This is a genomic window from Vulcanisaeta distributa JCM 11216, assembly GCF_001315985.1.
GTDB classification, from domain to species: Archaea; Thermoproteota; Thermoprotei; order Thermoproteales; family Thermocladiaceae; genus Vulcanisaeta; species Vulcanisaeta distributa_E.
This window is the reverse complement of sequence record NZ_BBBI01000011.1, coordinates 1-19,938: the sequence shown is the minus strand read 5'-3', so window position 1 is coordinate 19,938 and position 19,938 is coordinate 1. Positions and strand designations below refer to the sequence as shown.

The window sequence follows — 19,938 nt, the reverse complement described above, 5'->3', positions numbered from 1 at the left end:
AATGGCCAGAAGGAATATCTTTTCATGAAGCGGTAACATCTTTAACTCATCACTTCTAATACCCCCCCTGAGCGTGTTCTTTATGGCTCCCTGACGTGCTCCGGCAAGACCCTATCAGTACCCTTCATCTCAGCGAGCTTCGAGGCTCTCCATAGTATGTCAATGGCATACCTAGCATCGCCTCTGTGATCATCCATCGAACTCTCGTTAATGCCGGAAACATCCGCGATCATCTCGAGGATCTCCTCATCATAGGCACCATCAACTAAAGCCTCCTGAGCCCTCGCTAGGAGTATCTCGAATATTTGATCTCTTGTGTAGGGCTCGAACTTGATGACCGTATTGCCAAGCGCACTCTGCGAACTTCTATCGAGTTGATCTTTAAAGGTTAGATCCTGACTAATTAGTATTAAGCCGAACCTATACTTATCGCCTCTACTTACGTATTCCTCACCAAGTCTTATCAATGTACCCAATGCATGTGGGCCACTATTATTGACCAGGTGGAATACGTCGTCAAGGGCTACTATTGCATATACGTCCTTTTCCCTAACCATGTCTAGTAACATTTTAAGTAATTCCTCCGTCGAATAACCCCCCCTCTTTGGTATTGCAATGTTTAATTGAACAGCAATGTCCTTTAGCACCGAACTCAGTGTTCTATTGAGGAAGCAGGATACGTGAACATACCTAACCCTCTCACTTGACTTTACCACGTAATTCCCAAACTTCCTACTCGTTACGGTCTTACCACTACCTGGCCTACCAATCAGCATAACCTTGGGGGGGTACATAGAGCCCGGGCTTTCGAGGAAACCGCTAAAATACGTCTCTAATTGCTTCAATTGCTCCTCCCTATGCGGTAGCTTACCTGGTATGTATTCCGGCGTTAATGCAGCTTCGTTCTTGAAGATCCTAGGCATTTACTATTTCTTTACTGGGGGGGAGGTAAAAAATAGTTTTTGGTTACTATATAAGTCCTGACCTAGGGTTAACCAAAACTTTCACTAAACCCTCACAAATGACCTAGGCCCAACATAAATACCAAACCAATTACCCAAACCCTCAATAACAACTGCACAATCAGAAGCGCCCCCCCTATACATAGCGCGGAACCCAAGAACCCTTAATAGACCGATCACTGCATTCTCACAATTATCGTTGCCTATCGAGGAGCCACGTAACCTACACTTAACAATATAAGCCCTACAATCACCACTTACGTGATCACGAACACTACTTACCAAGTCATTAATAGTACTATAGTTACCCTCATAAATAATCGGCACTATCGAAGTCAATATATTCTCGGGTATTGGCGCGTTAATGAGGAGCTGCGCCACATGCTTAGGATCCTTACTAACCTCTATAATTAAGACACCTCGGAACTCCGTAGCCCTAACATTCACATTCCTATCAAAGAAAAATAGGTAATCCCTAATGTCCTGCCTTATGCCGTACTCAAAGGATGCCCTAACGGTAACCAGCACCTTATTTACCATAGTATTATACCGAACTCACTTAATCCCATAAAACCTATCCTTTCTTGCATTAGCTAGCGCACATGTAATTCCCACAACCACATCCTCGATGGCCTTAAAAGCAGTAAATGCAGAATTAAAGGGATTAAAGTAATTGTGAACCTCACCACTTGGTCCGTACTTCATCGACATGTAGTAATAATGATCACTCATTAACAAGTATCTCCAGGTTTTTTCAAGACCGTATGACCTCATTAGATTGCCTATGGAGACCACGTGCTCAAGCGCTATCCTCTGTAGTTCATTTCCCTGCCATGCACTATCATCCTTCTCAACATCAGCCCAAGATATCGTTGATGGGATGTCTAAATAATCAATGGGTTCCTCATTGACTAATGATGATGGTTGTATGAAAGTAACATCAGCCCTACGTGCCTCCTTTGGAAGCCAGGCCAAGAACTCGAAAATACCACTTTCACGCCAATGGTGTTCACCAAATGTCTCAAAGTCTAGGCCAATTAGCACGAAATCCCCTGGGGGGGTTGCCCTAATCCATGCCATGTACTTATCAGCAGTTAATGGCCATTGATCCCAGGATCTATTACTGAATCTAAAACCAATATCATCAGATAACCTGTAATGTCTCAATAATAGCTTTATCCTTAAATTAGGCGCGCCGTATAAATACGTTGGGCTTCTCCAACCAAGCACCCAATCAACCCCCTCCGTAAGCACGATAGCCGCGCCAGCCTTTTCCATCAATGCGCCCCAATCATTTCTATAGAGGAATTCTGTGTTCTCGTAGGTAATAGGCACTTGACCGAATAGTGATTTATTGATTTCAACGTGATCTCTCAGCTCCTCAAGAAATAAATCTCTACTAATTATTGATGCCAAGGAATGATGATAAGGCTCAGCAACCAACTCAATAATACCCCTCCTTATTAATTCCTTCAGCAGGTCAATAACATCTGGTCGCCACATTAATAATTGTTCAATTAATGAACCGGAAATCGAAATTGCGGTCCTAAAGCCCTCATTACCCAAATCCCTCATTAACTCGAGTTGGTACATAGGACCTATCGGCAACCCTATTCAGTATTTCCTTATTCACTTCGTCATTAAATATTATCGAACTTATACCTACTTCATTAATTTCATCACTCCTCAAATCACATAGTTTATTAAGTACGCCGTATTTTAACCTCCTTGGTTGATGCATCTCTAGGAACAGTATTAATTTCCTAACCATAACACGTCACTCCTCAAACCATTGATAAGCACTGACCAGTCTCCTAACATCTTGCTCAACCCTAGACTTAGCATTACTTAGAAATCTCAATAATTCATCAATAAAGCTATCACTTAACTTTCTTCTCTCCTTTACAGTATTCAAGAACCTTGAAACAATGTCCAAATTAATGAATAGATCTATGACGGACTTACCATAAATAGAATCCCTGACTTCTCCACATGTTATTATAAACTCCTCCGACGATTTCAGCCTATCACCATTCATAAGCCTTAATGTGATCCTTATGGAATTATCAACGCGGCCTAGGCTCAAGCTAACCCTATTTATACTTAGTTTCATACCAACCCCACAGTCAATACCTGGTACCAAGCCAACTCCCTATCCATGCTTATATCCTCATCAATATTATCAATATTGGGGGGGCATTTATCGCCATACCTAATGATGTACTCGGAAACCAGCGGGTTTTGCCTATCCTTGGTGCTAATTAGTAGGTTATCGCTCGTTAATTCATTAAAGATCTTCCTTATTAAGTCAATCGATGAGCTCACAACGAGGACACCTACATAGTATTAAATAAAGTTTTACTTAATAATTGGTCCAGCATCCGGTCGACCCTGTCTAAGCCCCATGCCGGCCCACCTCGTTAACTCGCCCTTAAGCATAAGTATGAGGCCCCCCCTTGCGTGCTTCCTGGACCTGTCAACCGCAATGTCAAATAGTTCCTTCTCATCGTGCGCTTCATCCTCGTGAACCGTCACGTCTATTATTGGCCTATCATACTCGATTTGAAGCATTATGAGGCCCATGGAGGCCACGGCATAGGTTATCTTATCCGTTAGGCTTGGCCCAATCCAGCCAAATACCATAACGGCATCAACACCCTTGTTTATCAATTGCTTAGCTGCCCAGGGAGTGTTCTTGAAGCCGGGCACTGTTATTCTCTCTATCATTACGGAAGGCTCATTATTCCTTAACTCCTCAATGGCATACCTAGCCATGTCAACCCTGGCAAATGTGGTATCGACAATACCGATTTTTAACGTCATTAACCCAGGTACTTAAAAGCCTACTTATAACAATTAATGCACGTAGCCTCTGGTCACTTACCTCTCGCCTCGTTATTCTCAATCTCTAGAAACCTGTCAATTCTTATCTTATCGATCGACTCATCTATCGTACCAATAGTGCATGTTGATGAACCATGCCTATAAAGAACCCTCTCTCCACCACCTGTAACCCTAATCACCAGCGTACCCTCCCTACCACATATAGGGCACCTACCACCGCAACACTAACCCAAGTCCTGCCATGAGAACGAGCCCACTCAGTGACCCGCTTAAGGTAATCCCGGACGCTCTCCCTATCCAGTGAACTTGGCGGTATTAAAGCCTCTGTATTACGTTCTTCCTGCGCGTTCGTAACCTCCACAACCAACTTACTATATAGATCCTCAACTATCTTCATGGTTTCACCAGGTATTACGACCTTATCACCCAACTTACTGAATGGGCATACATCCTTTAATGGGCATGTACCGCAGCTTATTGTCTTAACCTCAACCTCCTTATTCCTCAGGGACTTAATAACAGCATCAAGTAGTTCCTTACCCCCCCACTCGGGCTTTATTGGTATTGATAGACCCTCCTCAATATCGCCATTGATGTTCCTAGATAAGTAATGAAGCTGAATCTCAGTATTGAGTAGGGCAGCCACAAGTAATGCCTCGACTATGTGGGACTTAACATTGTCCTTAAGGAGCATAAGCTTCGGTAATATTAATGAATCACCACACCTTAAAAGCCTCGGTAGCTCAAGCATTAAATCCTCAACCCTAATCACGTGCTTCTCTGTAGCACATACTGTCAGGATCCTTGGCAAGTACTCACTGTAAGCCTCATCCATTATACTAACATCTCTTCTGAGGGATAGTAATGAGCATTTAGAAATCGAGGTTACAAAATGCGTGTCCCTAAGCTGCAACCTATTCAATAGGTAATTCGCTAGGTCAGTTATTTCTTCAAGACTCATCAACCAATCACCTTAACTCCGGCCTTCGATACCTCATGCTTCACATAATCTAGGTAATTATCAAGTAATTCCTTACCCGGAAGTAGGACCTCGTGCGGGTTCTTAGTCCTCATTATACAAATATTCCTAAACCTACACACCTTGCATGATGTTGTCTTAGCGACAAGTGCGCCAATATCACCTCCCTCCACTGCCTTAACCCAAAGCTTAAAGGCGTAGATGACCGGGTAACCAACCTCAGGTATCACTTCAATGGGTACTATATTTCGTAGCACACTGTCATTAAGCACCAGGTAAAGAACATACGTATTCTTATTACCCGCAGCTGAGTAGAAACCTGCCTGTATCATGTCATGGAATAACCTGGCCTTCGTAACCCTACCCATTATGGTCTTGAACTCCAGGTAGTAATTACCACAGTCGAGGTCTGGCTTACCCCTCATTGTCCATGCGTTATACGTGTACATGACCTCGACACCCTCAACACACCTATTACCAAGCCTATTCCTTATCTCGGCAATTGCCAGGCTATGTATCATCTTACCCAACAAATGCATTGTCACGTCACCCCCCCAATCAATACTTGGCGTCTTACCAGTCAGATAGTAACTCGGTATTAACGCGCATTGCGTGAATAGGCCGACCGGCACATTGCCAGGGCTTATCTTAACCATGGACTCCTTTATCTCATTGAATATCACCTTGCTCAAGCCAACATCCTTATTAATCGCCTCAGTAACCTCCTTCACGATACTCGTTAGGGAATATCCCTCCTTTACCAATTTCGTAACTTCCTCAATTACGTTCTTCAATGCCTCAGGTTTTTGACTCATAACGAAATGTGAGAAACACCCTTTAAATTACTAAGCCTATAGTAATTTGTTAATTAATATCCAAGAAATACCGTACTAAACCATCAAGTTAACCCTCTTAATAAAATCCTCATACTGACTAAGTACCTCCTTACTTAATGATGGATGAACCTTACCAAGCGCATACTCGAAATCCTCCCTCGTAATCTTAATCCTCTCATCACCACTTAAAACCCTATCCAAGGCCCTCATCTTAGCCTCCCTAACCAACGCAGCCAAGTCCGCACCACTGTAACCTTCAGTGACCTCGGCAACCCAATCAATCACCCCTCCTCAACCTCCGCATTCCTAATGTGTATCCTAATAATCTCACGCCTAGCATCCCTATTGGGCGGTGGTATGTAGATGACCTTATCGAACCTACCAGGCCTAAGAAGCGCAGGGTCAATGAACCAAGGCCTATTCGTAGCCGCAATAACGATGACCCCCCCATTTAATCCTCTCAACCCATCCATCTCTGTCAATAATTGGGAAACCACATTAGACCAAACACCACCTATTGGTGAATCCCTAGGCGGCGCTACTGAGTCTATTTCATCAATGAATATTACGGCTGGGGGGGCGTTGTCACGGGCCATGTTAAACACGTCCCTAACAACTGCGGCAGCCCTCTCAGGCCCAACCCTAGCCAATTCGGCGCCATTGAGCTCTACGAAGTTTGCCTTGAGCATATTAGCCGTCGCCTTAGCAACGAGGGTCTTACCGACGCCGGGAGGACCAAAGAGTAGGATTCCGTGTATCGGCTCTATACCGAGCTTCTCAAGTATATCTCTCCTCTGCATCGTGGTTATTACATACTTATTAATGACCTCCTTAACCACATCAAGATCACCAATATCATTCCAAGTAACCTCCGGGATACCGACCTGGGCCTTTCCATAAGTCCTCAATCTACTGTACTGAAGCCTGAAGGCCTCGTACTTCTCAAGCAGGTCATACGTGAGGCTCGGCTTGTACCTATTGATTATCTCCTCGAGCTTTCCCTGGGTTATTGGCTTACCATCCTTCAATGACTCAAGCACGGCCGTCCTAACCACATTCATTATATCCGCACCCGTAAACCTATCAGTCATCTTCGCAAGCTTCGCATAGTCAATTGATCCTGGATGGGTTTGCCCCTCAGCATTGCCTCAAGCATTTTAGCTCTGGTTTCCTCATTCGGTGGTGGCACATATATGACCTTATCGAACCTACCAGGCCTAAGAAGCGCAGGGTCTAGGAGGTCTGGCTGGTTTGTTGTTCCGATTACCAGGATATTCTCATTACTCTTGGTTATCCCATCCATCTCACTAAGTAAAATATTTAATAGTCTTGGTGTAACATCATCACTTACATACTTGGTCCTGGCCTTGCCAATGGCGTCAAACTCATCGATTATTATCACCGTCGGTGCGTAATTCTTAGCCACCCTGAAAAGTTCTGCAAGCCTATTCTCGCTCTCACCGTAGTACTTACTGAGCAATTCTCCGAGGTTCATTATTATCGTCGTCCAACCTAACCTGCCCGCTATCGCCCTGGCGAGCATCGTCTTACCGACGCCGGGAGGACCAAAGAGGAGTACTCCATGTATTGGCATCAAGCCGTACTTCTGGGATAGCTTAACATCCCTGAGTGGCGTTATGACCGAGGTCTCTATCTCATTCTTAATGTCGTCGAGCCCAACCACGTTATCCCACTCACTGGCAAGTGACCTTAGTTCGTCCTTGTTAAGGATTAATTGGTAACCACGCTCGAGGGCGATCATCGACTGCTTCTCCTCCTGCTCAAACTTAATCTCAACGAGCCTAAAATGCATTATTAATGGTAGTATGGCGAGACTAATGATTAGTGCGGGTAATAGCCCCCTGCATTAGAGTATTAACGTCAATGCCTTGGTAAAGACCGAAGTATGGATTCATGTAAAATAATAGGTACGTCATTAAGGCATAGGCCGTCATCGTACCAATGGCAGGCGCCAGGTACCTAATCACCTTATTATCATGTGACCTCAATTTACTTGATATTACGTACGCCGTATATGCCGTTAATGCCATTATTGCCGGTAATACGTAAGTACTGGTCCAGGTAAAGACCCTATTAATTGATTGGGACAGCCCGTAAAGTCCCACATTTATATTACCTAGAGCACTCGTTATTGAATTAACAGTGAGCGTCTGAAGCGGAGACAGGTTCAGGCCTACATAACCAAACCAGGGAACAACATTATTAGCATTTAACAACAGTAGTGTTGGTATATATAGTATTAGGAATGTTATTAAGGACTTAAGCGGCGTCACCCTCCTTGAAACACCTATCGTAAGGCTTGGCGAGGTCAGTATAATCGGTACCGAGAGAACATAAAGTGGGTTAGGCATTACTGAGAACTCCCAAGCAAGCATACCAACGCCAACGCCCAACCAATCAAAGACCCTAATCAAAACAAAGAGGATCAATATCAGAAGCAGAACACCCAATGCCGCATATTCATAAGCATAAAGAAGTGCCGGTATCAAGAGAATAGTCATTATCGCAAAACCAAGCTTAACATGACCCGAGTAGGCCAACGCCGTGGTCACGGCTATAATCAGTAGCGCAACCGGGGCTGGGTAAAATGGGAAGTCTATCAGGAACGCCATTAGGGAGATTGCCAAGTAGAGGATGGCCGTAAACAGCTTAGACATTAATTGCAACGTCCTATTGCTAACCACGTTAATGAATATAAAGATGTTCTTTAAAAAGAATCGGTTAACTCTAAGGATTGGCCGAATATCGAGAAAGAAACCCTACTTTTTACTTATTTGACTCAGCAGCCTTGGTCTCAGCACCCTCCGGTACATTTAATGAAACCTTAACAGTGCCATCACTATACTTAGTGACTCTCACCTCAACCCTTCTTGGCGGCTTCTCAATACTTCCAGACCAAATATACTCATTAACACCATTATCAATCTTAACATTCTCAGGGTCAACCCTCATGTGCCTGGCCACAAACCTCCTAATCAGCCTAACAGCATATGGAGACCTCTTGGTCCTCGAAACCTCCCTAGTCCTCCTCAGGTTAATTACGTAAACCCTCTCAACCTCAACCCTGGCGCCCTCGCTCATCATACACGGCTAAACTGCACACTTAATAAGTATTTTTCCCTTAAACCACGTTAGTACAATCAGCAATTACCCTCAGCGTTGTCGTTTTGCCGAAGTTACTGGCCTAGGATTAAAGTCCCACCGCACTTAAGGTAGGCTATGAACCCCCCCTCGCTATAATTCTTTACCTCAGTCCTATGACCCACGTTTCATAACCTCTCCTGAAAACACCTTAGTGCACTCAAGTTCTCCTACGACTGCTTCCTCAACCTCACCTGACTCCTGTTGCCTATATTACATGCGTTTCAACGCCATCAATAGCCTCAATTAACGATCTACCCTTCAACCTAATCTACGTGTCTCCTCGGCCGTGTACATCCTTATTCTGCGGCCCTATTTCCAATAAGCCAGCCCTAACGTAATCTTCATTACCAAAACCCAAAACTGCCAGTAGCTCGTATAGGGACTTAACGGCTGAGGAAACAATTAATGGAGTCTTTGCATCACCCGCCGATTTAACGGCGTAATGCACGTCCTTAGCGGCCAGGGCTAGCGTGAATGATGGCGGCGATTTAGGCCTTAGCATCCTATCCATGTACTTCTCACTGACTTCCTTAAACACGGTCTTGGTTAATAACGCCCTTAATGTATCATCATCGACGCCATAAGTCCTCCCAAGTACTACGTACTCCCCCCCAAGCAATGCCATGGTACCTATTAGAAAGGAATTGTAGGCAAGCTTGAGCGCCATTGCTGCCTCAGCAGTTGGTAATCTAATTATGGAACCTAACTTATCAAAAACCTCCTTAACCCTTTGGTACGTACTTTCAGGACCACCAATCAGGTATATCGCTGTTCCATTCTCGACATCGGCGGGACCACCCACAACAGGCGCCGCCAATAATCCTTTTCCCATACTCGTGAACCTAATATTGAATGCGGTAACGGCGCCAATACTGTAAGTACCTGATAACACAATTACGTCGCCACCAACGCCTTTAACGGCATTTAATGCCTCATCGTCGGAGACGAATATAAAGGTCACTCCCCTAGCCTGTGAAATATCATCAATAGCCTTTGCGGGTAAATCCCTCAACTTATCCCTGGTTCTATTCCAGGCATAAACGTCAAAGCCCTGCTTAGCCAATCTCCTAACCAATGCGCTACCCATCCTGCCAGTCCCAATGACTGTTACCTCCATCAAATTGAGGTGTCGTGAGGAAATTAAAGGATTATGGTTAGTTGATCAATGAATTACTCATTACCCTGCTGAGTATTTACGTTGATCTTCATGAGCGAGAAAATATCATCCTCCCTAATAACGCTTATCCCAGTCCTTGATGGAAATATTTCCACCTGAATAACCTTATCCGGGTTCTCAAGCCTAACCTTATTACTTATTTTTGAGGCGATTGAATCAATGACATCCATTCTATCAAGGTCAACACCCCCCCTCTTCCTAACCTCAACCTTATAGGTCTCGCCGGGGGGGCCTAGGTACCTACTCGCCAAATCAACAGCAGCCTTACTGATTTCATCGATATTGGTCTTCACAGTCCTCATTATAGGAACAACCTTAAGCACGAAACGCGGCACATAACGACCACTACCAACGAGCTCCTTAAGTCTCTTAACGAAATCCACAGGATCACCATCCACATACCCAGTTATTAACCCATCGAAACCCGTGAAAGATGTCTGGGCAACCCTAATACCAACGAGGTCACCTATGTACCTAAGCTCATCAGCGCACCGACCCTCCAACCTCCTTCCTGTGGACACCACTAAGTTGAAATCCACATGAACCCCCCCCGATAATACCTAACCTTAACCTTTTATAAACCACACCCATCTCATGGGCCCCCCCAACAAAAACTGGAATTTATTAATGAGAGCAGGATATGCTTGAAAAACAATTGTGTGAATAAGTAGATTGAGTAGGTAATGCTTTTTAAGAATGCTTTTAAGTCACCATTGATCGAGTATGAACAACCTAGTTATGGAAGAGGAGGAGTGGGAAGGTGAGGAGGAAGAGGAGTGGGAAGAATTTGAGGAGGAATGGGAGGAGGAATTATAATATTAATGATTATTTTCCTTTAAAAATAGAAATAACCATTTCTCCAATTATAAATTGCCTGGATATGGCCTTTTTAGGTTAGGTAATTTCTAAATCTACGCATTACTGATTAAATCATATTTCGGCATATTTCAATTGCTCAATCACGTAATCCCTAATCTCCCGATCGCTGGGTATTGACTCAACGGCCTTACCATTATCAACAAACTTCCTAAGCAGGGGGGGAACCGGCTTAGAACCGTCTGGGCATGGCGCGGGCTCGGCGTCCCACGGAACCACTTGATCGTTTAAGGTGCCTCTGCACCTATAGACCTGCTTAAAGCCAGGTAATTTACCGCGCTTCGTTATCGGTACCCAACGCCCACCCTTCTCGTCATACGCCTCCACAATGTCCATACTAATATCAACACTTGGTGGGAAGCTATTGATGTACCAACACCGAACATGTCAGCAACATCCCTGAGCCTAATAACATCCTCTTCATCAACACCACCACTAATGAGAATCTTCACATTCCTGTAACCAGCCAGGTCCAGGGTCCACCTAACCTCACGGGCGATGGCCTCCATATTACCACGCCTACTACTTGGCGTGTCTAGCCTAACACCGTATAACCTATTGCCAAGTAGTTTTGCGGCAATCATTGACTCCTCACGCTCATCGAAGAACGTGTCCACAAGCACTATCCTCGGCACGTCACTGGGCATTACCTTATCGAACCAAGCCCAGGCAAGCGTGTGATCGCCAGTCGCGTGCCTAAACACTATCATCAATGCATGGGGGCATCGTGCCACTCGGCTTAATACCCATTAACCTAGCCCCCCCTATCACGCCTGCAACACCGTCGCAACCCCCCCCTATGTAGGATGCCCTATCAACCATTGGCTGTATTGCGGGATGCACAACCCTGGCACCAAAGAATACACATGACTTATCACCAGCCAGCTTCTTAATCCTAGCCGCCTTACTAGCCACCGAGCTGTAATGCCTAAGTATCCCCAGGAATGCAGTTTCATAGACGGCGAAATCCACGTAATTACCCTCAACGACCATTATAGCTCATTAGCCTTGAAGAGGGTGCCCTCGGGCATTGCGTATATGGTTATCGGTAACTCCTTGGTTACCGTGAGGTTAACGACCTCCTTTAAACCAGCGAACACGGCCCACCTATAGTTCCTTGGTAGGTTAACCACATGAAACTCGGCCCTAACCCTAACCCTATCAAGACCTGCCGCCCTAAGCACATCGACAGTCCTTAGGAAGTATATATCGGTGGCTTCACCATTAATTATCTCCTCATCCCTAGCTATGTAGAACAACCTATCCATTAACTTCCTGAGGGCTGGTGGAATTATAAATTGTTAACTGCAAGAATTGCCATAATCACGTGAACTCACTAATGTACCTACTAATCAGCGCACTCATGAATTCATCAAAGGACTTGAATACGCTATCATAGGCCCTATGGCAGCCAACGCCCACGATTAAATCCTCCATGAAATCCCTAAGCAAATTAATTACCTTAACTACTAGACTATGCACGCAGTCATAAATACCCATCACTATTATTGATAATTGATTATTACCAACAGGGTTCAATATGCTCAAACCCCTACTTAATTGAGTGGTGCCTGCCATGTACGTTAATGCACCAAGCCCCCGGGTCCCTAAACCTAGACACACCCCTCAGGTGGTCTCTAAGGCTTAGGTAAGCTGGGTACACCATGTGCCATGCATTCAGCACTCTCCTTGCAGGTACTATAGTTATTAAGGAACCAGGGCATTCACTGACTAGGGATTTTACCCTGCCAAGGAACTCATCATTAATGGGTTTTACCAAAAATACTGTGACAAGCCAAATCCTCAGTTCACCAATATCACTGGTGACCCTAATCACATAGCTCATTATGACTAACCACCATGTATATAAGCCAGTATTAAAACTTCATCACCATCCTTAACAGGCGTGTCTAGACCCCTGAGTAACCTAATATCGACCTCATTAATTGCAACGTAAACGTCAGGGGGGGCCAGCTCACCCCCCCTTGAGACATCAAAGACCCTTTTAAACAATTTATCATTTATTGACTTAAGCCTATTAATCACATCCCTCACCGTAGTAACACCGTTAAGTTCCACGTACTCCTTACCAAGAGCCAATGCTCTTAAAACACCCACCAACCTAACCTTAACTACCACAGAAGCGCCTTGGGACAGGGTTTTTAAGGTCTCCTAAATAATTGAACTAAATGCGTTGCATAACATTATCGCTGAGGGAAATTGGTGCCCTAGAGGTGTGTGTTTATGGCGATAAGATTCGGGAGGTCAGGGTCAGGGTTGGGGGGGCGGATGGCGCTGAGAGAAGCATTACTAATTCCATTGTTGAGACCATAATGAAGTATATAACGGGATTAATAGGGCCTCAGGAGATAATTAAACACGTGGAATTAAGCCCAGGCCTACTTGCTGGCTCAGATCGCCATGCTCTCAATATCGAGAGGCAGGGTTGCAACTTACGCCCAACTTGCCAAGTTATTAAACACCAGCCCCCCCAGGGCCGTTGGTAAATTAGCCAGTGCAAATAAGCTCCCAATAATTGTTCCATGTCATAGGGTCATTAAGAGCGATGGAACACCGGGCGGCTACTCGGTGGGGGATATCACTATCAAACTCAAGTTACTGGAGATGGAAGGCGTGAGGCTGATTAATGGAAAGGTACCTAGACACTACCTAATTGATGATTCAACCCTGATAAGGAATTTCAGGGAACTACTCAATTACGCATCACATAACATGCTCATTTGATAACGGAAATAACGACCTCATCACCCTCCTCAACACCAAACCTCTGGGCAAAGTTTCCCCCTATTAATCGAGAGCTCCAGGAAGCCTTCACTGTTAACGAGAGCCAGCGCCTCACCCTCATTGGCATAGCCATAGCTCCTTAGGAACCTGACCTTAAGTTCGATGTTTTTCTTTGGTATGTTAACACGTAATTCATCACCATACTTAAGACCGAGAACCCCCCCGAGATCACCCTCCTTAATACCTGTATATGCATTACCAAAGTGATCAATATATACAATAACCGAGTTAGCAGAATCTCTGGAAATCCTACTTGTAATGCCCTGAAGTTTGACAGGGTCAGTAACCCTAGGCCCAAGTAATGATATGTCTAAACCAAGGCTTATGTAGGCAGCGATTGGCGCGAAGACGTCACGTCCATGAAACGTGCTCGACATAATTGGTCTCATGAATTCCCTATTCTCAATTGCTCTGACGTCGATTATGCCGTCATCCTCGGCAGCCATCATCAACACGCCATTGTCGGGACCTACGAAGTAATAATTCCTAGTTTTTATGACTATGGCTCTCCTCGACGTACCAACCCCCCCTGGATCAACAACAACCACATGTATTGTACCCCCCCTTGGGAAGTACTTATATGACGCCCATAGCGTGAACGCGGCCTTATACACATTGAACTGCGGTATTGAATGTGTGATGTCAATTATCAAGGCTTCGGGATTAAGGCTAAGTATTACGCCTTTCATTGCCGGTACAAAGTATGATTCGTACCCGAAATCCGTGAGTAATGTTATCACCGGTCTCATTAAAGTACCTAACACCATATACTGATTTAAGCATTTATAGGAAGTAATCCATGGTTAATTGGCCATGCCCCCCCGGCAATGGCCTGGCCATGATACCCAACTCACTCCTTAGGTACTTCGCAAATTTAGCGGCATTTCCATAAACAGTATACACAAACCTAGCCCCACTACTTAGTACAAAGTCCACAAGACCGGGAAAATCCGAGTGGCTACTAAGCGGTATTGCATCAATGCCAAGTTTGCCTAATTGGGAAGCCCTCGATCGCTTAGCGTACATACCGCTCAATGCAACGACCCTCACACTTCCATACTTACTCCTCAGAGTCCTAATGAGGCGCGTGGTGTCTCTGGGGATTCCCATAATGATGACGGAGCCAGGGGGGCGGTAAACCACTGGCCACTGAGCCATACCTTAAACCCAGTACATTGTTAATCACCTTAATACTAGGCTCCACATAGAGTTGGTAGTCCTTAAGCAATGCGGTGAGTTCCTGCCCACGGCCAAGTGGCTGACCCATAAGCACGGTAACGCCATCCCTAGTGCCGTCATCAACGATGGCCCTTAACTCCTCATACACTTCACGCCTGCTTGGAAATACGTAGTCCGGGTCACCATACGTAGCCTCCATAATAAGTACGTCAACGTCAAGGCCCTTAGCACCACTAAGTAGTATTGAGGGCTCCACATTAAAATCCCCCGTAATTCCAACCCTAAGATCGCCAAAGTCAAGCACGTAGGATAAACTACCAACCACATGACCAGCATTGAAGGATTCAACCAAGACATTATCAATAACGAGCCTAGAACCCGGACCAACAGTGATGTGCCTAAGGTAATCACCATCACGAGCCCTAATTATCCTTGCCGTTTCATCACTCATAATGAGAGGCGACACATTATAAAGAACCCTTGGGTTGACGTGGTCTCTATGCCCATGTGTTATCAATACCGCGTTGAATGGAGTAACCGGCTTCTTTAATGGATCAATAACGAACCTACTATTCTCATACTCTACCACAATCCCATCATCATAATACGCCCTAAACCTACCCATTACAACCTAACAACACTACAGGCCGGTATAATAGGTTATTGCCCATGATGGCCAAAATTTGAAACTCTTTCTACATGCGTATAATGAAAATGAATAACCTTAAATTTCATGAAATGAATTATATAATATATGGGAAAATAAAGGGTTTCTCAGGGAGTAAAATAAGTGATGAACATGTTCATAGGCTCAATTATATCATCAAATGACCGGGCAAACTACGGGTGATACTTCACAAATATAAAGGCAATACCTTTATAACCTAAGGAAGTAGTATTTACATTGTATGGTTGAGGGCATCAAGAAGAAAATACTTGACTATCTCACAAGCAATAAGGCAAGGAATTCACTGCCGAGGAAATCGCTAGGGCCATTGGTGAGGAGAGATTGAACGTGGTTAAGGCCCAACTCACGAGATTAATAAAGGATGGTAAGGTAATTAAGACGGACGGGAGATATAAAGCCACATAATTTGGGACTAGTATAGTAATAATTATTTAAAATGCGAAGTATCTTTTTCGGAATTAATTCATAACCTTTACGTTTTAGCATAAAAATAATTATGTGCCGTAGGATTTTATCAATTTCTTACAATATATCATTTTTATTGGGTTACACGTGTATCGTTACTACGTCAGTGAACCAACAAATTATGGATAAGATAGTTCCTGAGCCATCAAAGCCCTCACCAAGTCCCTAATGCTAACCATACCGACTGCCCTACCCTCCTCAACAACAGGTAAATGCCTTATGTTGTTCTCAATCATCTTCATCGCGGCCGAGATCACGGATTCCGAGGTATTCGCGGTTATTAACCTCCTACTCATAACCTTCATTAGTGGTGTGTCGAGCTAATGCCCTCAGCCACAACCCTGACCAGGTCCCTCTCTGTGAATATGCCGGCTGGCTTACCATCTTCGTCGATCACAAGGACACTGCCGACATTGTGCATGTACATTTTCGCGACGGCGCAGGTTATTGGGTCAATGGATTTACAGGATATGACGCCATCCCTGATTAATTCCTTGATCCTCATGCTGGGTCTACTGGGTATAACTGGGTGTAATAAGTTAATAAGTATTTCTCCGAAGACCCATATTAAGGAGGTATTACCTATTCACAGTTTACTCAAGAAAGCCTATTATTGAGCTCAAAAAATCAGTACGCGTGAAGGTACTTAGACTAGACCTTAATGAGAATTCGTGGCGTATCGAGGATGCAACAGCACAGGGACCAGTGACCCTAGGCGTTAGGATACATAATGAGGCAAGGACCTGGAGCCTAGACCCACTTGACCGAGTGTGCCGTTTGTAATAGGCATGGGCCCATTCGTTGGCGGTAAAATGCCAGGCTTCCACAGGTTAATTGCGGTCTTCAAGAGCCCAATGACGAGGACGCTTCACGTGGCTGCCCTGGGCGGCGCGGCGTACAAGTTCATGGGACTGGCATTGATGCATTGGTGATAGCGGGTAAGGCCAAGAGACCAACAGTAATCTTCCTGTCGAGCGATGGCATTGAATTGAAGAGTATTGACCCAGTCTTTGAGTATGGTAATTACCACGGCGCCTACGCCTTCACGAAGTACCTACTCGACGCCTATAGGGACTTCTTCGTTAAGTACAACGCGAGGGCCGTGGTTGTTGGTCCAGCCGCGTTGAGTACGTATAATGGTGCCTTGGTATCCATTGATGTTAATCCAATAAAAGGCGAGTTCAGGCCTGGGGGGGCTGAGGACTTCGCCGCCAGGGGCGGGCCAGGCACTGCCCTCGCCATGGGCCATAACGTGGTTGGCATTGTGGCTGGCGGCACGTATAGGGCAAGGTATGTGAAGGTCAATGATATGGACTTCATTAATAAGTTGATGATTGAGTCCTTTAAGAAACCCTTTAGGCAGGTCATGGATGAGAAGACCATTAAGTACAGGTTCGACCCAAGCATGGGCACTGGAGGCACCTTCGGCGTTAACTACCCGCATTACCGCGAGTTACTGCCCCTCTTTGGTTATAAGTCCATATACCTGCCCAGGGAGGTGAGAATTCAACACGTTGAGGCAATACTGAGGCTTTTCTGGAAGCCCTTCAATGATGAGGTCTTTGTCAAGGGTAAGAGTTGGTATAATTGCGGTGACTTCGGGTGCTCGGTGGTTTGTAAGAAGGTTTGGCGCGGTAAGAAGGTGGATTACGAGCCGTTCCACGCCATGGGCCCCTTCATTGGTAATTACGTATTCGAGGAGGCAGTATCACTCGTGGACTTAATAGACCAGTACGGCCTGGATGCTATCGAGATGGGGCATGTGGTTGCGTGGATTTTTGACGCGATTGAGAATGGGCTATTGAGGCCGGATGAGGCTGGGCTTAGTGATAAGCCCGTGTTCGACCCCCCCATGAGGTTTAACCCGGAGACTGATTCGAGGAGGAATGCGAGACTGGCTAGTGAGGTTATTAAGGGCTTTGTCGAGAAGTCCAGCGAGGTGCTTAAGATAATCGCTGAGAATGGCGTTAGGGTTGCCGCGAGGAAACTTGATGAGGTATTCCATGACAGGGTATTAAGGGTTGGTAAATCCTTTAGGGACTTAGTGGTTTATGCTGCCTACGGGAATGACGGCTACATGACACCAAACCTATACTGGGCCCCCGGCATGGTCGCCCCAATGTACGTACTCGGTAGGTACTGGACGAATTACACACCAACATTCATGGGACCGGAGGACTTCGCCAAATCATCCTTAGGCAGGGCAATTGCGGAAGCCTTGATTGATGATGCAGGCCTCTGCAGGTTCCACAGGGGGGGTTGGGCCGAACCAGTACTTGAGAAGTTATACGTAGAAGTCACGGGGGGGATGGGACCAAATAAGAACCTCTATAAGGAAATAGCCGAGTACTCAATAAAGGCCGGTGCAGAACCCATGCCGTGGGAGAGCGGGAGGGCTAGGGACGTAGTCTCAACAATGGCCAGGGAAATCGGGTCAAAGGATTGGGGCTTCGAGGACTATGAGGACTACATAAACTGGTGGAGAAAATTCAAAGTAACGATAGACAAGGGACTCGAAATAAATTAACACCATATCCCAACAATCCATCCATGAGGCAAAGACTTTAAATCATAAGGAGAGACACTACTACGGCCCCGTAGCTCAGCATGGATAGAGCGGCGGCCTGCGGCTGTAATAGGCAGAGAGCCGTAGGACCCGGGTTCAAATCCCGCGGGGGGGCCGCCACAAGAAATTGCATTATTAATGATGAAAATCGGCAATTAGAGACTTTGCCTTTGGGCCTTGTGGTTTTTGGGTTTGGATTGTTTGGTGAATCGATTGCTTCTAATTTATTTGAGGGGGGGTGGTTCTTTGCTAGCCGGAACAGTATTGATGAGTTATGTAGAAGCCGTTGCTTGAAGTCCACGTGCTTGGGCTATAGGCTGGTGGCGGGCCTGATACGCCAAAGGAGTTGGAGCTCATGGCGCCGTTGGTGTTAACCCAGACATCCCAGGTGATGTCATAGACCATGTGCTCGTAGTTACCATTATAAAGGCATGCCGAGACACCGGCGGGTATTGTATAGGCTGTGGGTTGTGGGTTATTGGCGGGGGGGCCCATGTAGGTGTTGCCCTCACTCTCGGTTGCGAAGTCATTAATGTCGGTCTTTGTCGTGGTTGGTTGATAAATCCACGTGGTATTAACGGCACCACCAATGGGCGTTGAATTAGATCCTGAGGATATAACGTTCAAATTAACCTGAGGACAACTATACCCCTGCTGTATTGAACCACCCACGGTTATTCCTCCCCTGGGACCTGATGGTGATATTGAGAAGCTGGTGGCGAAGGAGATGGTATAACCACCACTCACTGAGCACTGCTGGGCATGCGGTGCGAAGCCCGCTGTGCTCGTCCAGTAACCTGGCTCGTAACCACCACCGATTGAGGCAATTCCCTCAACATCACCCGGTATCTGCGAATTCTGACCCTCCCACCACTCATAGACTAGGTATGATGCGTAGGCATCCTGGAAGGACTTGAGGTAGTTGATCGAGGTTCCCGTGTTAGGTGCGTAGTATATGTAGTTGTAAAGTTCGGCGTAGCCAATTGAGTAACCGTTGTATTGAGTGTCGACTATGCCAGCCCATGAGACGCAGAAGTCAACGACAGCCGAGCCATATGAGTCAGTATAACCCTGCTCACCATAAACAATCACGTAGGCATTATTAACCTGGGCAGGCTGGTTGGTCGGCACTTTATATTCCTGAATCAATTGCTCACATATATCATCAGCAGGATCGGCCAGTGGTTGTTTCGTTATTATTGGCATCCATAGGTTGTTTGCGATTTTTAGGGCTGATGTTAATGTGTGTGGTCCTATTATGAGGACGTGGTTGTTGCCGAATGCCGCCACGTAGTTCAGGCCGCTTGGGTATTTTGGCATGGGTATTGCTATTACGCTCGTGTTGTATGCCCTTGACCAAGCCAGGGCTAGTGCGTACTCAATGATTGGAACATCA

General features: G+C 45.6%; 25 protein-coding genes, 1 tRNA gene and 5 pseudogenes. 5 read left to right on the top strand and 26 right to left on the bottom strand.

From position 1 onward, the window contains the following. Positions 1-80: 80 nt before the first annotated feature. The 21 genes and pseudogenes from JCM11216_RS09570 to JCM11216_RS09505 form a co-directional block, all read right to left on the bottom strand. Positions 81-923, bottom strand: coding sequence for an AAA family ATPase (locus tag JCM11216_RS09570; RefSeq protein ID WP_243675946.1), 843 nt, complete (start codon positions 921-923; stop codon positions 81-83). A gap of 84 nt (positions 924-1,007) precedes the next feature. Further along, the gene (locus tag JCM11216_RS09565; RefSeq protein WP_054854064.1) at positions 1,008-1,502 is read right to left on the bottom strand and encodes a hypothetical protein; all 495 of its coding nucleotides are present in this window, start codon (positions 1,500-1,502) and stop codon (positions 1,008-1,010) included. Between the two features lie 15 nt (positions 1,503-1,517). After that, positions 1,518-2,555 carry a glycoside hydrolase family 57 protein gene (locus JCM11216_RS09560; protein WP_243675945.1) on the bottom strand — a complete coding sequence of 346 codons (1,038 nt, stop codon included), beginning with the start codon at positions 2,553-2,555 and terminating at the stop codon, positions 1,518-1,520. Next, a complete protein-coding gene (locus JCM11216_RS18690; RefSeq protein WP_243675944.1) occupies positions 2,521-2,733 on the bottom strand; it encodes a hypothetical protein in 213 nt (70 codons plus the stop codon). Before JCM11216_RS18690 ends, JCM11216_RS09560 begins: the two co-directional genes overlap by 35 nt. A 6-nt stretch (positions 2,734-2,739) precedes the next feature. Further along, complete coding sequence (locus JCM11216_RS18685; protein WP_243675943.1) at positions 2,740-3,075, bottom strand: hypothetical protein; 336 nt, start codon at positions 3,073-3,075, stop codon at positions 2,740-2,742. Next, positions 3,072-3,287, bottom strand: a complete 216-nt coding sequence (locus tag JCM11216_RS18680; protein ID WP_243675942.1) for a hypothetical protein — start codon at positions 3,285-3,287, stop codon at positions 3,072-3,074. Before JCM11216_RS18680 ends, JCM11216_RS18685 begins: the two co-directional genes overlap by 4 nt. A 33-nt stretch (positions 3,288-3,320) precedes the next feature. After that, positions 3,321-3,785: a riboflavin synthase gene (gene ribC, locus JCM11216_RS09550; RefSeq protein ID WP_054854063.1), complete on the bottom strand. Its 465-nt coding sequence runs from the start codon at positions 3,783-3,785 to the stop codon at positions 3,321-3,323. Positions 3,786-3,838: 53 nt separating this feature from the next. Then, a complete protein-coding gene (locus JCM11216_RS18675; RefSeq protein WP_243675941.1) occupies positions 3,839-3,985 on the bottom strand; it encodes a hypothetical protein in 147 nt (48 codons plus the stop codon). After that, complete coding sequence (locus JCM11216_RS09545) at positions 3,982-4,767, bottom strand: hypothetical protein (protein ID WP_243675940.1); 786 nt, start codon at positions 4,765-4,767, stop codon at positions 3,982-3,984. The genes JCM11216_RS18675 and JCM11216_RS09545 overlap by 4 nt, the downstream gene beginning before the upstream one ends. Continuing rightward, positions 4,767-5,600 carry a hypothetical protein gene (locus JCM11216_RS09540; protein ID WP_054854062.1) on the bottom strand — a complete coding sequence of 278 codons (834 nt, stop codon included), beginning with the start codon at positions 5,598-5,600 and terminating at the stop codon, positions 4,767-4,769. The genes JCM11216_RS09545 and JCM11216_RS09540 overlap by 1 nt, the downstream gene beginning before the upstream one ends. 75 nt (positions 5,601-5,675) lie before the next feature. Continuing rightward, positions 5,676-5,906 (bottom strand): hypothetical protein, encoded by a 231-nt coding sequence (locus tag JCM11216_RS18670; RefSeq protein ID WP_243675939.1) that lies wholly within the window; start codon positions 5,904-5,906, stop codon positions 5,676-5,678. Continuing rightward, positions 5,903-6,712, bottom strand: coding sequence for an ATP-binding protein (locus JCM11216_RS18665; RefSeq protein WP_243675938.1), 810 nt, complete (start codon positions 6,710-6,712; stop codon positions 5,903-5,905). The genes JCM11216_RS18670 and JCM11216_RS18665 overlap by 4 nt, the downstream gene beginning before the upstream one ends. After that, positions 6,709-7,434 (bottom strand): ATP-binding protein, encoded by a 726-nt coding sequence (locus JCM11216_RS18660; protein WP_243675937.1) that lies wholly within the window; start codon positions 7,432-7,434, stop codon positions 6,709-6,711. Before JCM11216_RS18660 ends, JCM11216_RS18665 begins: the two co-directional genes overlap by 4 nt. Before the next feature lie 22 nt (positions 7,435-7,456). Beyond that, positions 7,457-8,326: a hypothetical protein gene (locus JCM11216_RS18655; protein ID WP_243675936.1), complete on the bottom strand. Its 870-nt coding sequence runs from the start codon at positions 8,324-8,326 to the stop codon at positions 7,457-7,459. An 82-nt stretch (positions 8,327-8,408) separates the two neighbouring features. Then, the gene (locus JCM11216_RS09530) at positions 8,409-8,723 is read right to left on the bottom strand and encodes a 50S ribosomal protein L31e (protein WP_054854061.1); all 315 of its coding nucleotides are present in this window, start codon (positions 8,721-8,723) and stop codon (positions 8,409-8,411) included. 331 nt (positions 8,724-9,054) lie between these two features. After that, positions 9,055-9,903 carry an NAD(P)-dependent oxidoreductase gene (locus JCM11216_RS09525; RefSeq protein WP_054854060.1) on the bottom strand — a complete coding sequence of 283 codons (849 nt, stop codon included), beginning with the start codon at positions 9,901-9,903 and terminating at the stop codon, positions 9,055-9,057. 53 nt (positions 9,904-9,956) lie between these two features. Further along, positions 9,957-10,502 (bottom strand): THUMP domain-containing protein, encoded by a 546-nt coding sequence (locus JCM11216_RS09520; RefSeq protein ID WP_054854059.1) that lies wholly within the window; start codon positions 10,500-10,502, stop codon positions 9,957-9,959. 391 nt (positions 10,503-10,893) lie between these two features. Beyond that, positions 10,894-12,107 (bottom strand): annotated as a pseudogene (locus JCM11216_RS09515) (nicotinate phosphoribosyltransferase). A gap of 55 nt (positions 12,108-12,162) precedes the next feature. Continuing rightward, a complete protein-coding gene (locus JCM11216_RS18650; protein WP_243675935.1) occupies positions 12,163-12,387 on the bottom strand; it encodes a hypothetical protein in 225 nt (74 codons plus the stop codon). A 4-nt stretch (positions 12,388-12,391) separates the two neighbouring features. Continuing rightward, a complete protein-coding gene (locus tag JCM11216_RS18645; protein WP_243675934.1) occupies positions 12,392-12,685 on the bottom strand; it encodes a hypothetical protein in 294 nt (97 codons plus the stop codon). A gap of 5 nt (positions 12,686-12,690) precedes the next feature. Next, entirely contained in the window at positions 12,691-12,978 is a 288-nt protein-coding gene (locus tag JCM11216_RS09505; protein WP_054854058.1) for a MoaD/ThiS family protein, read from the bottom strand. Positions 12,979-13,028: 50 nt separating this feature from the next. On the opposite strand from JCM11216_RS09505, the gene JCM11216_RS18640 reads away from it, so the two are divergent. After that, positions 13,029-13,346: a hypothetical protein gene (locus JCM11216_RS18640; RefSeq protein ID WP_243675933.1), complete on the top strand. Its 318-nt coding sequence runs from the start codon at positions 13,029-13,031 to the stop codon at positions 13,344-13,346. Next, entirely contained in the window at positions 13,261-13,584 is a 324-nt protein-coding gene (locus JCM11216_RS18635) for an MGMT family protein (RefSeq protein WP_243675932.1), read from the top strand. The genes JCM11216_RS18640 and JCM11216_RS18635 overlap by 86 nt, the downstream gene beginning before the upstream one ends. Here the strand turns inward: JCM11216_RS18635 and JCM11216_RS09495 are convergent. The 3 genes and pseudogenes from JCM11216_RS09495 to JCM11216_RS09490 all read right to left on the bottom strand — a co-directional run bounded on the left by JCM11216_RS09495 (position 13,577) and on the right by JCM11216_RS09490 (position 15,448). Further along, positions 13,577-14,393, bottom strand: a pseudogene (locus JCM11216_RS09495) (SAM-dependent chlorinase/fluorinase). The gene JCM11216_RS18635 and the pseudogene JCM11216_RS09495 overlap by 8 nt on opposite strands. Before the next feature lie 34 nt (positions 14,394-14,427). Continuing rightward, positions 14,428-14,694: a hypothetical protein gene (locus JCM11216_RS18630; protein WP_243675931.1), complete on the bottom strand. Its 267-nt coding sequence runs from the start codon at positions 14,692-14,694 to the stop codon at positions 14,428-14,430. Positions 14,695-14,719: 25 nt separating this feature from the next. After that, positions 14,720-15,448, bottom strand: coding sequence for an MBL fold metallo-hydrolase (locus tag JCM11216_RS09490; RefSeq protein WP_243675930.1), 729 nt, complete (start codon positions 15,446-15,448; stop codon positions 14,720-14,722). Between the two features lie 283 nt (positions 15,449-15,731). Here JCM11216_RS09490 and JCM11216_RS09485 point away from each other — a divergent pair. After that, positions 15,732-15,916 (top strand): annotated as a pseudogene (locus JCM11216_RS09485) (Ltp family lipoprotein). A 179-nt stretch (positions 15,917-16,095) separates the two neighbouring features. On the opposite strand, the pseudogene JCM11216_RS09480 reads toward JCM11216_RS09485, so the two are convergent. Next, positions 16,096-16,481 (bottom strand): annotated as a pseudogene (locus JCM11216_RS09480) (CBS domain-containing protein). A 131-nt stretch (positions 16,482-16,612) separates the two neighbouring features. Between JCM11216_RS09480 and JCM11216_RS09475 the strand changes: the two are divergent. Both JCM11216_RS09475 and JCM11216_RS09470 read left to right on the top strand, forming a co-directional pair. Next, a pseudogene (locus JCM11216_RS09475) lies at positions 16,613-18,503 on the top strand (aldehyde ferredoxin oxidoreductase). A 64-nt stretch (positions 18,504-18,567) separates the two neighbouring features. Beyond that, a tRNA-Arg gene (locus JCM11216_RS09470) sits at positions 18,568-18,662 on the top strand. A gap of 129 nt (positions 18,663-18,791) precedes the next feature. Here the strand turns inward: JCM11216_RS09470 and JCM11216_RS09465 are convergent. Beyond that, positions 18,792-19,938, bottom strand: a 1,147-nt coding sequence (locus tag JCM11216_RS09465) for a hypothetical protein (protein WP_054854057.1), incomplete at its 5' end; no start/stop codon positions are given.

Excerpts from the sequence above, each read along its gene's own strand:
- ribC (WP_054854063.1), bottom strand. The coding sequence starts at position 3,785 with ATGACGTTAAAAATCGGTATTGTCGATACCACATTTGCCAGGGTTGAC.
- JCM11216_RS09570 (WP_243675946.1), bottom strand. The coding sequence starts at position 923 with ATGCCTAGGATCTTCAAGAACGAAGCTGCATTAACGCCGGAATACATA.
- JCM11216_RS09490 (WP_243675930.1), bottom strand. The coding sequence starts at position 15,448 with ATGGGTAGGTTTAGGGCGTATTATGATGATGGGATTGTGGTAGAGTAT.
- JCM11216_RS09530 (WP_054854061.1), bottom strand. The coding sequence starts at position 8,723 with ATGAGCGAGGGCGCCAGGGTTGAGGTTGAGAGGGTTTACGTAATTAAC.
- JCM11216_RS09565 (WP_054854064.1), bottom strand. The coding sequence starts at position 1,502 with ATGGTAAATAAGGTGCTGGTTACCGTTAGGGCATCCTTTGAGTACGGC.
- JCM11216_RS18685 (WP_243675943.1), bottom strand. The coding sequence starts at position 3,075 with ATGAAACTAAGTATAAATAGGGTTAGCTTGAGCCTAGGCCGCGTTGAT.
- JCM11216_RS09560 (WP_243675945.1), bottom strand. The coding sequence starts at position 2,555 with ATGTACCAACTCGAGTTAATGAGGGATTTGGGTAATGAGGGCTTTAGG.
- JCM11216_RS18635 (WP_243675932.1), top strand. The coding sequence starts at position 13,261 with ATGCTCTCAATATCGAGAGGCAGGGTTGCAACTTACGCCCAACTTGCC.
- JCM11216_RS09545 (WP_243675940.1), bottom strand. The coding sequence starts at position 4,767 with ATGAGTCTTGAAGAAATAACTGACCTAGCGAATTACCTATTGAATAGG.
- JCM11216_RS18640 (WP_243675933.1), top strand. The coding sequence starts at position 13,029 with ATGCGTTGCATAACATTATCGCTGAGGGAAATTGGTGCCCTAGAGGTG.
- JCM11216_RS09540 (WP_054854062.1), bottom strand. The coding sequence starts at position 5,600 with ATGAGTCAAAAACCTGAGGCATTGAAGAACGTAATTGAGGAAGTTACG.
- JCM11216_RS18665 (WP_243675938.1), bottom strand. The coding sequence starts at position 6,712 with ATGACTGATAGGTTTACGGGTGCGGATATAATGAATGTGGTTAGGACG.
- JCM11216_RS18645 (WP_243675934.1), bottom strand. The coding sequence starts at position 12,685 with ATGAGCTATGTGATTAGGGTCACCAGTGATATTGGTGAACTGAGGATT.
- JCM11216_RS18690 (WP_243675944.1), bottom strand. The coding sequence starts at position 2,733 with ATGGTTAGGAAATTAATACTGTTCCTAGAGATGCATCAACCAAGGAGG.
- JCM11216_RS18660 (WP_243675937.1), bottom strand. The coding sequence starts at position 7,434 with ATGCATTTTAGGCTCGTTGAGATTAAGTTTGAGCAGGAGGAGAAGCAG.
- JCM11216_RS09525 (WP_054854060.1), bottom strand. The coding sequence starts at position 9,903 with ATGGAGGTAACAGTCATTGGGACTGGCAGGATGGGTAGCGCATTGGTT.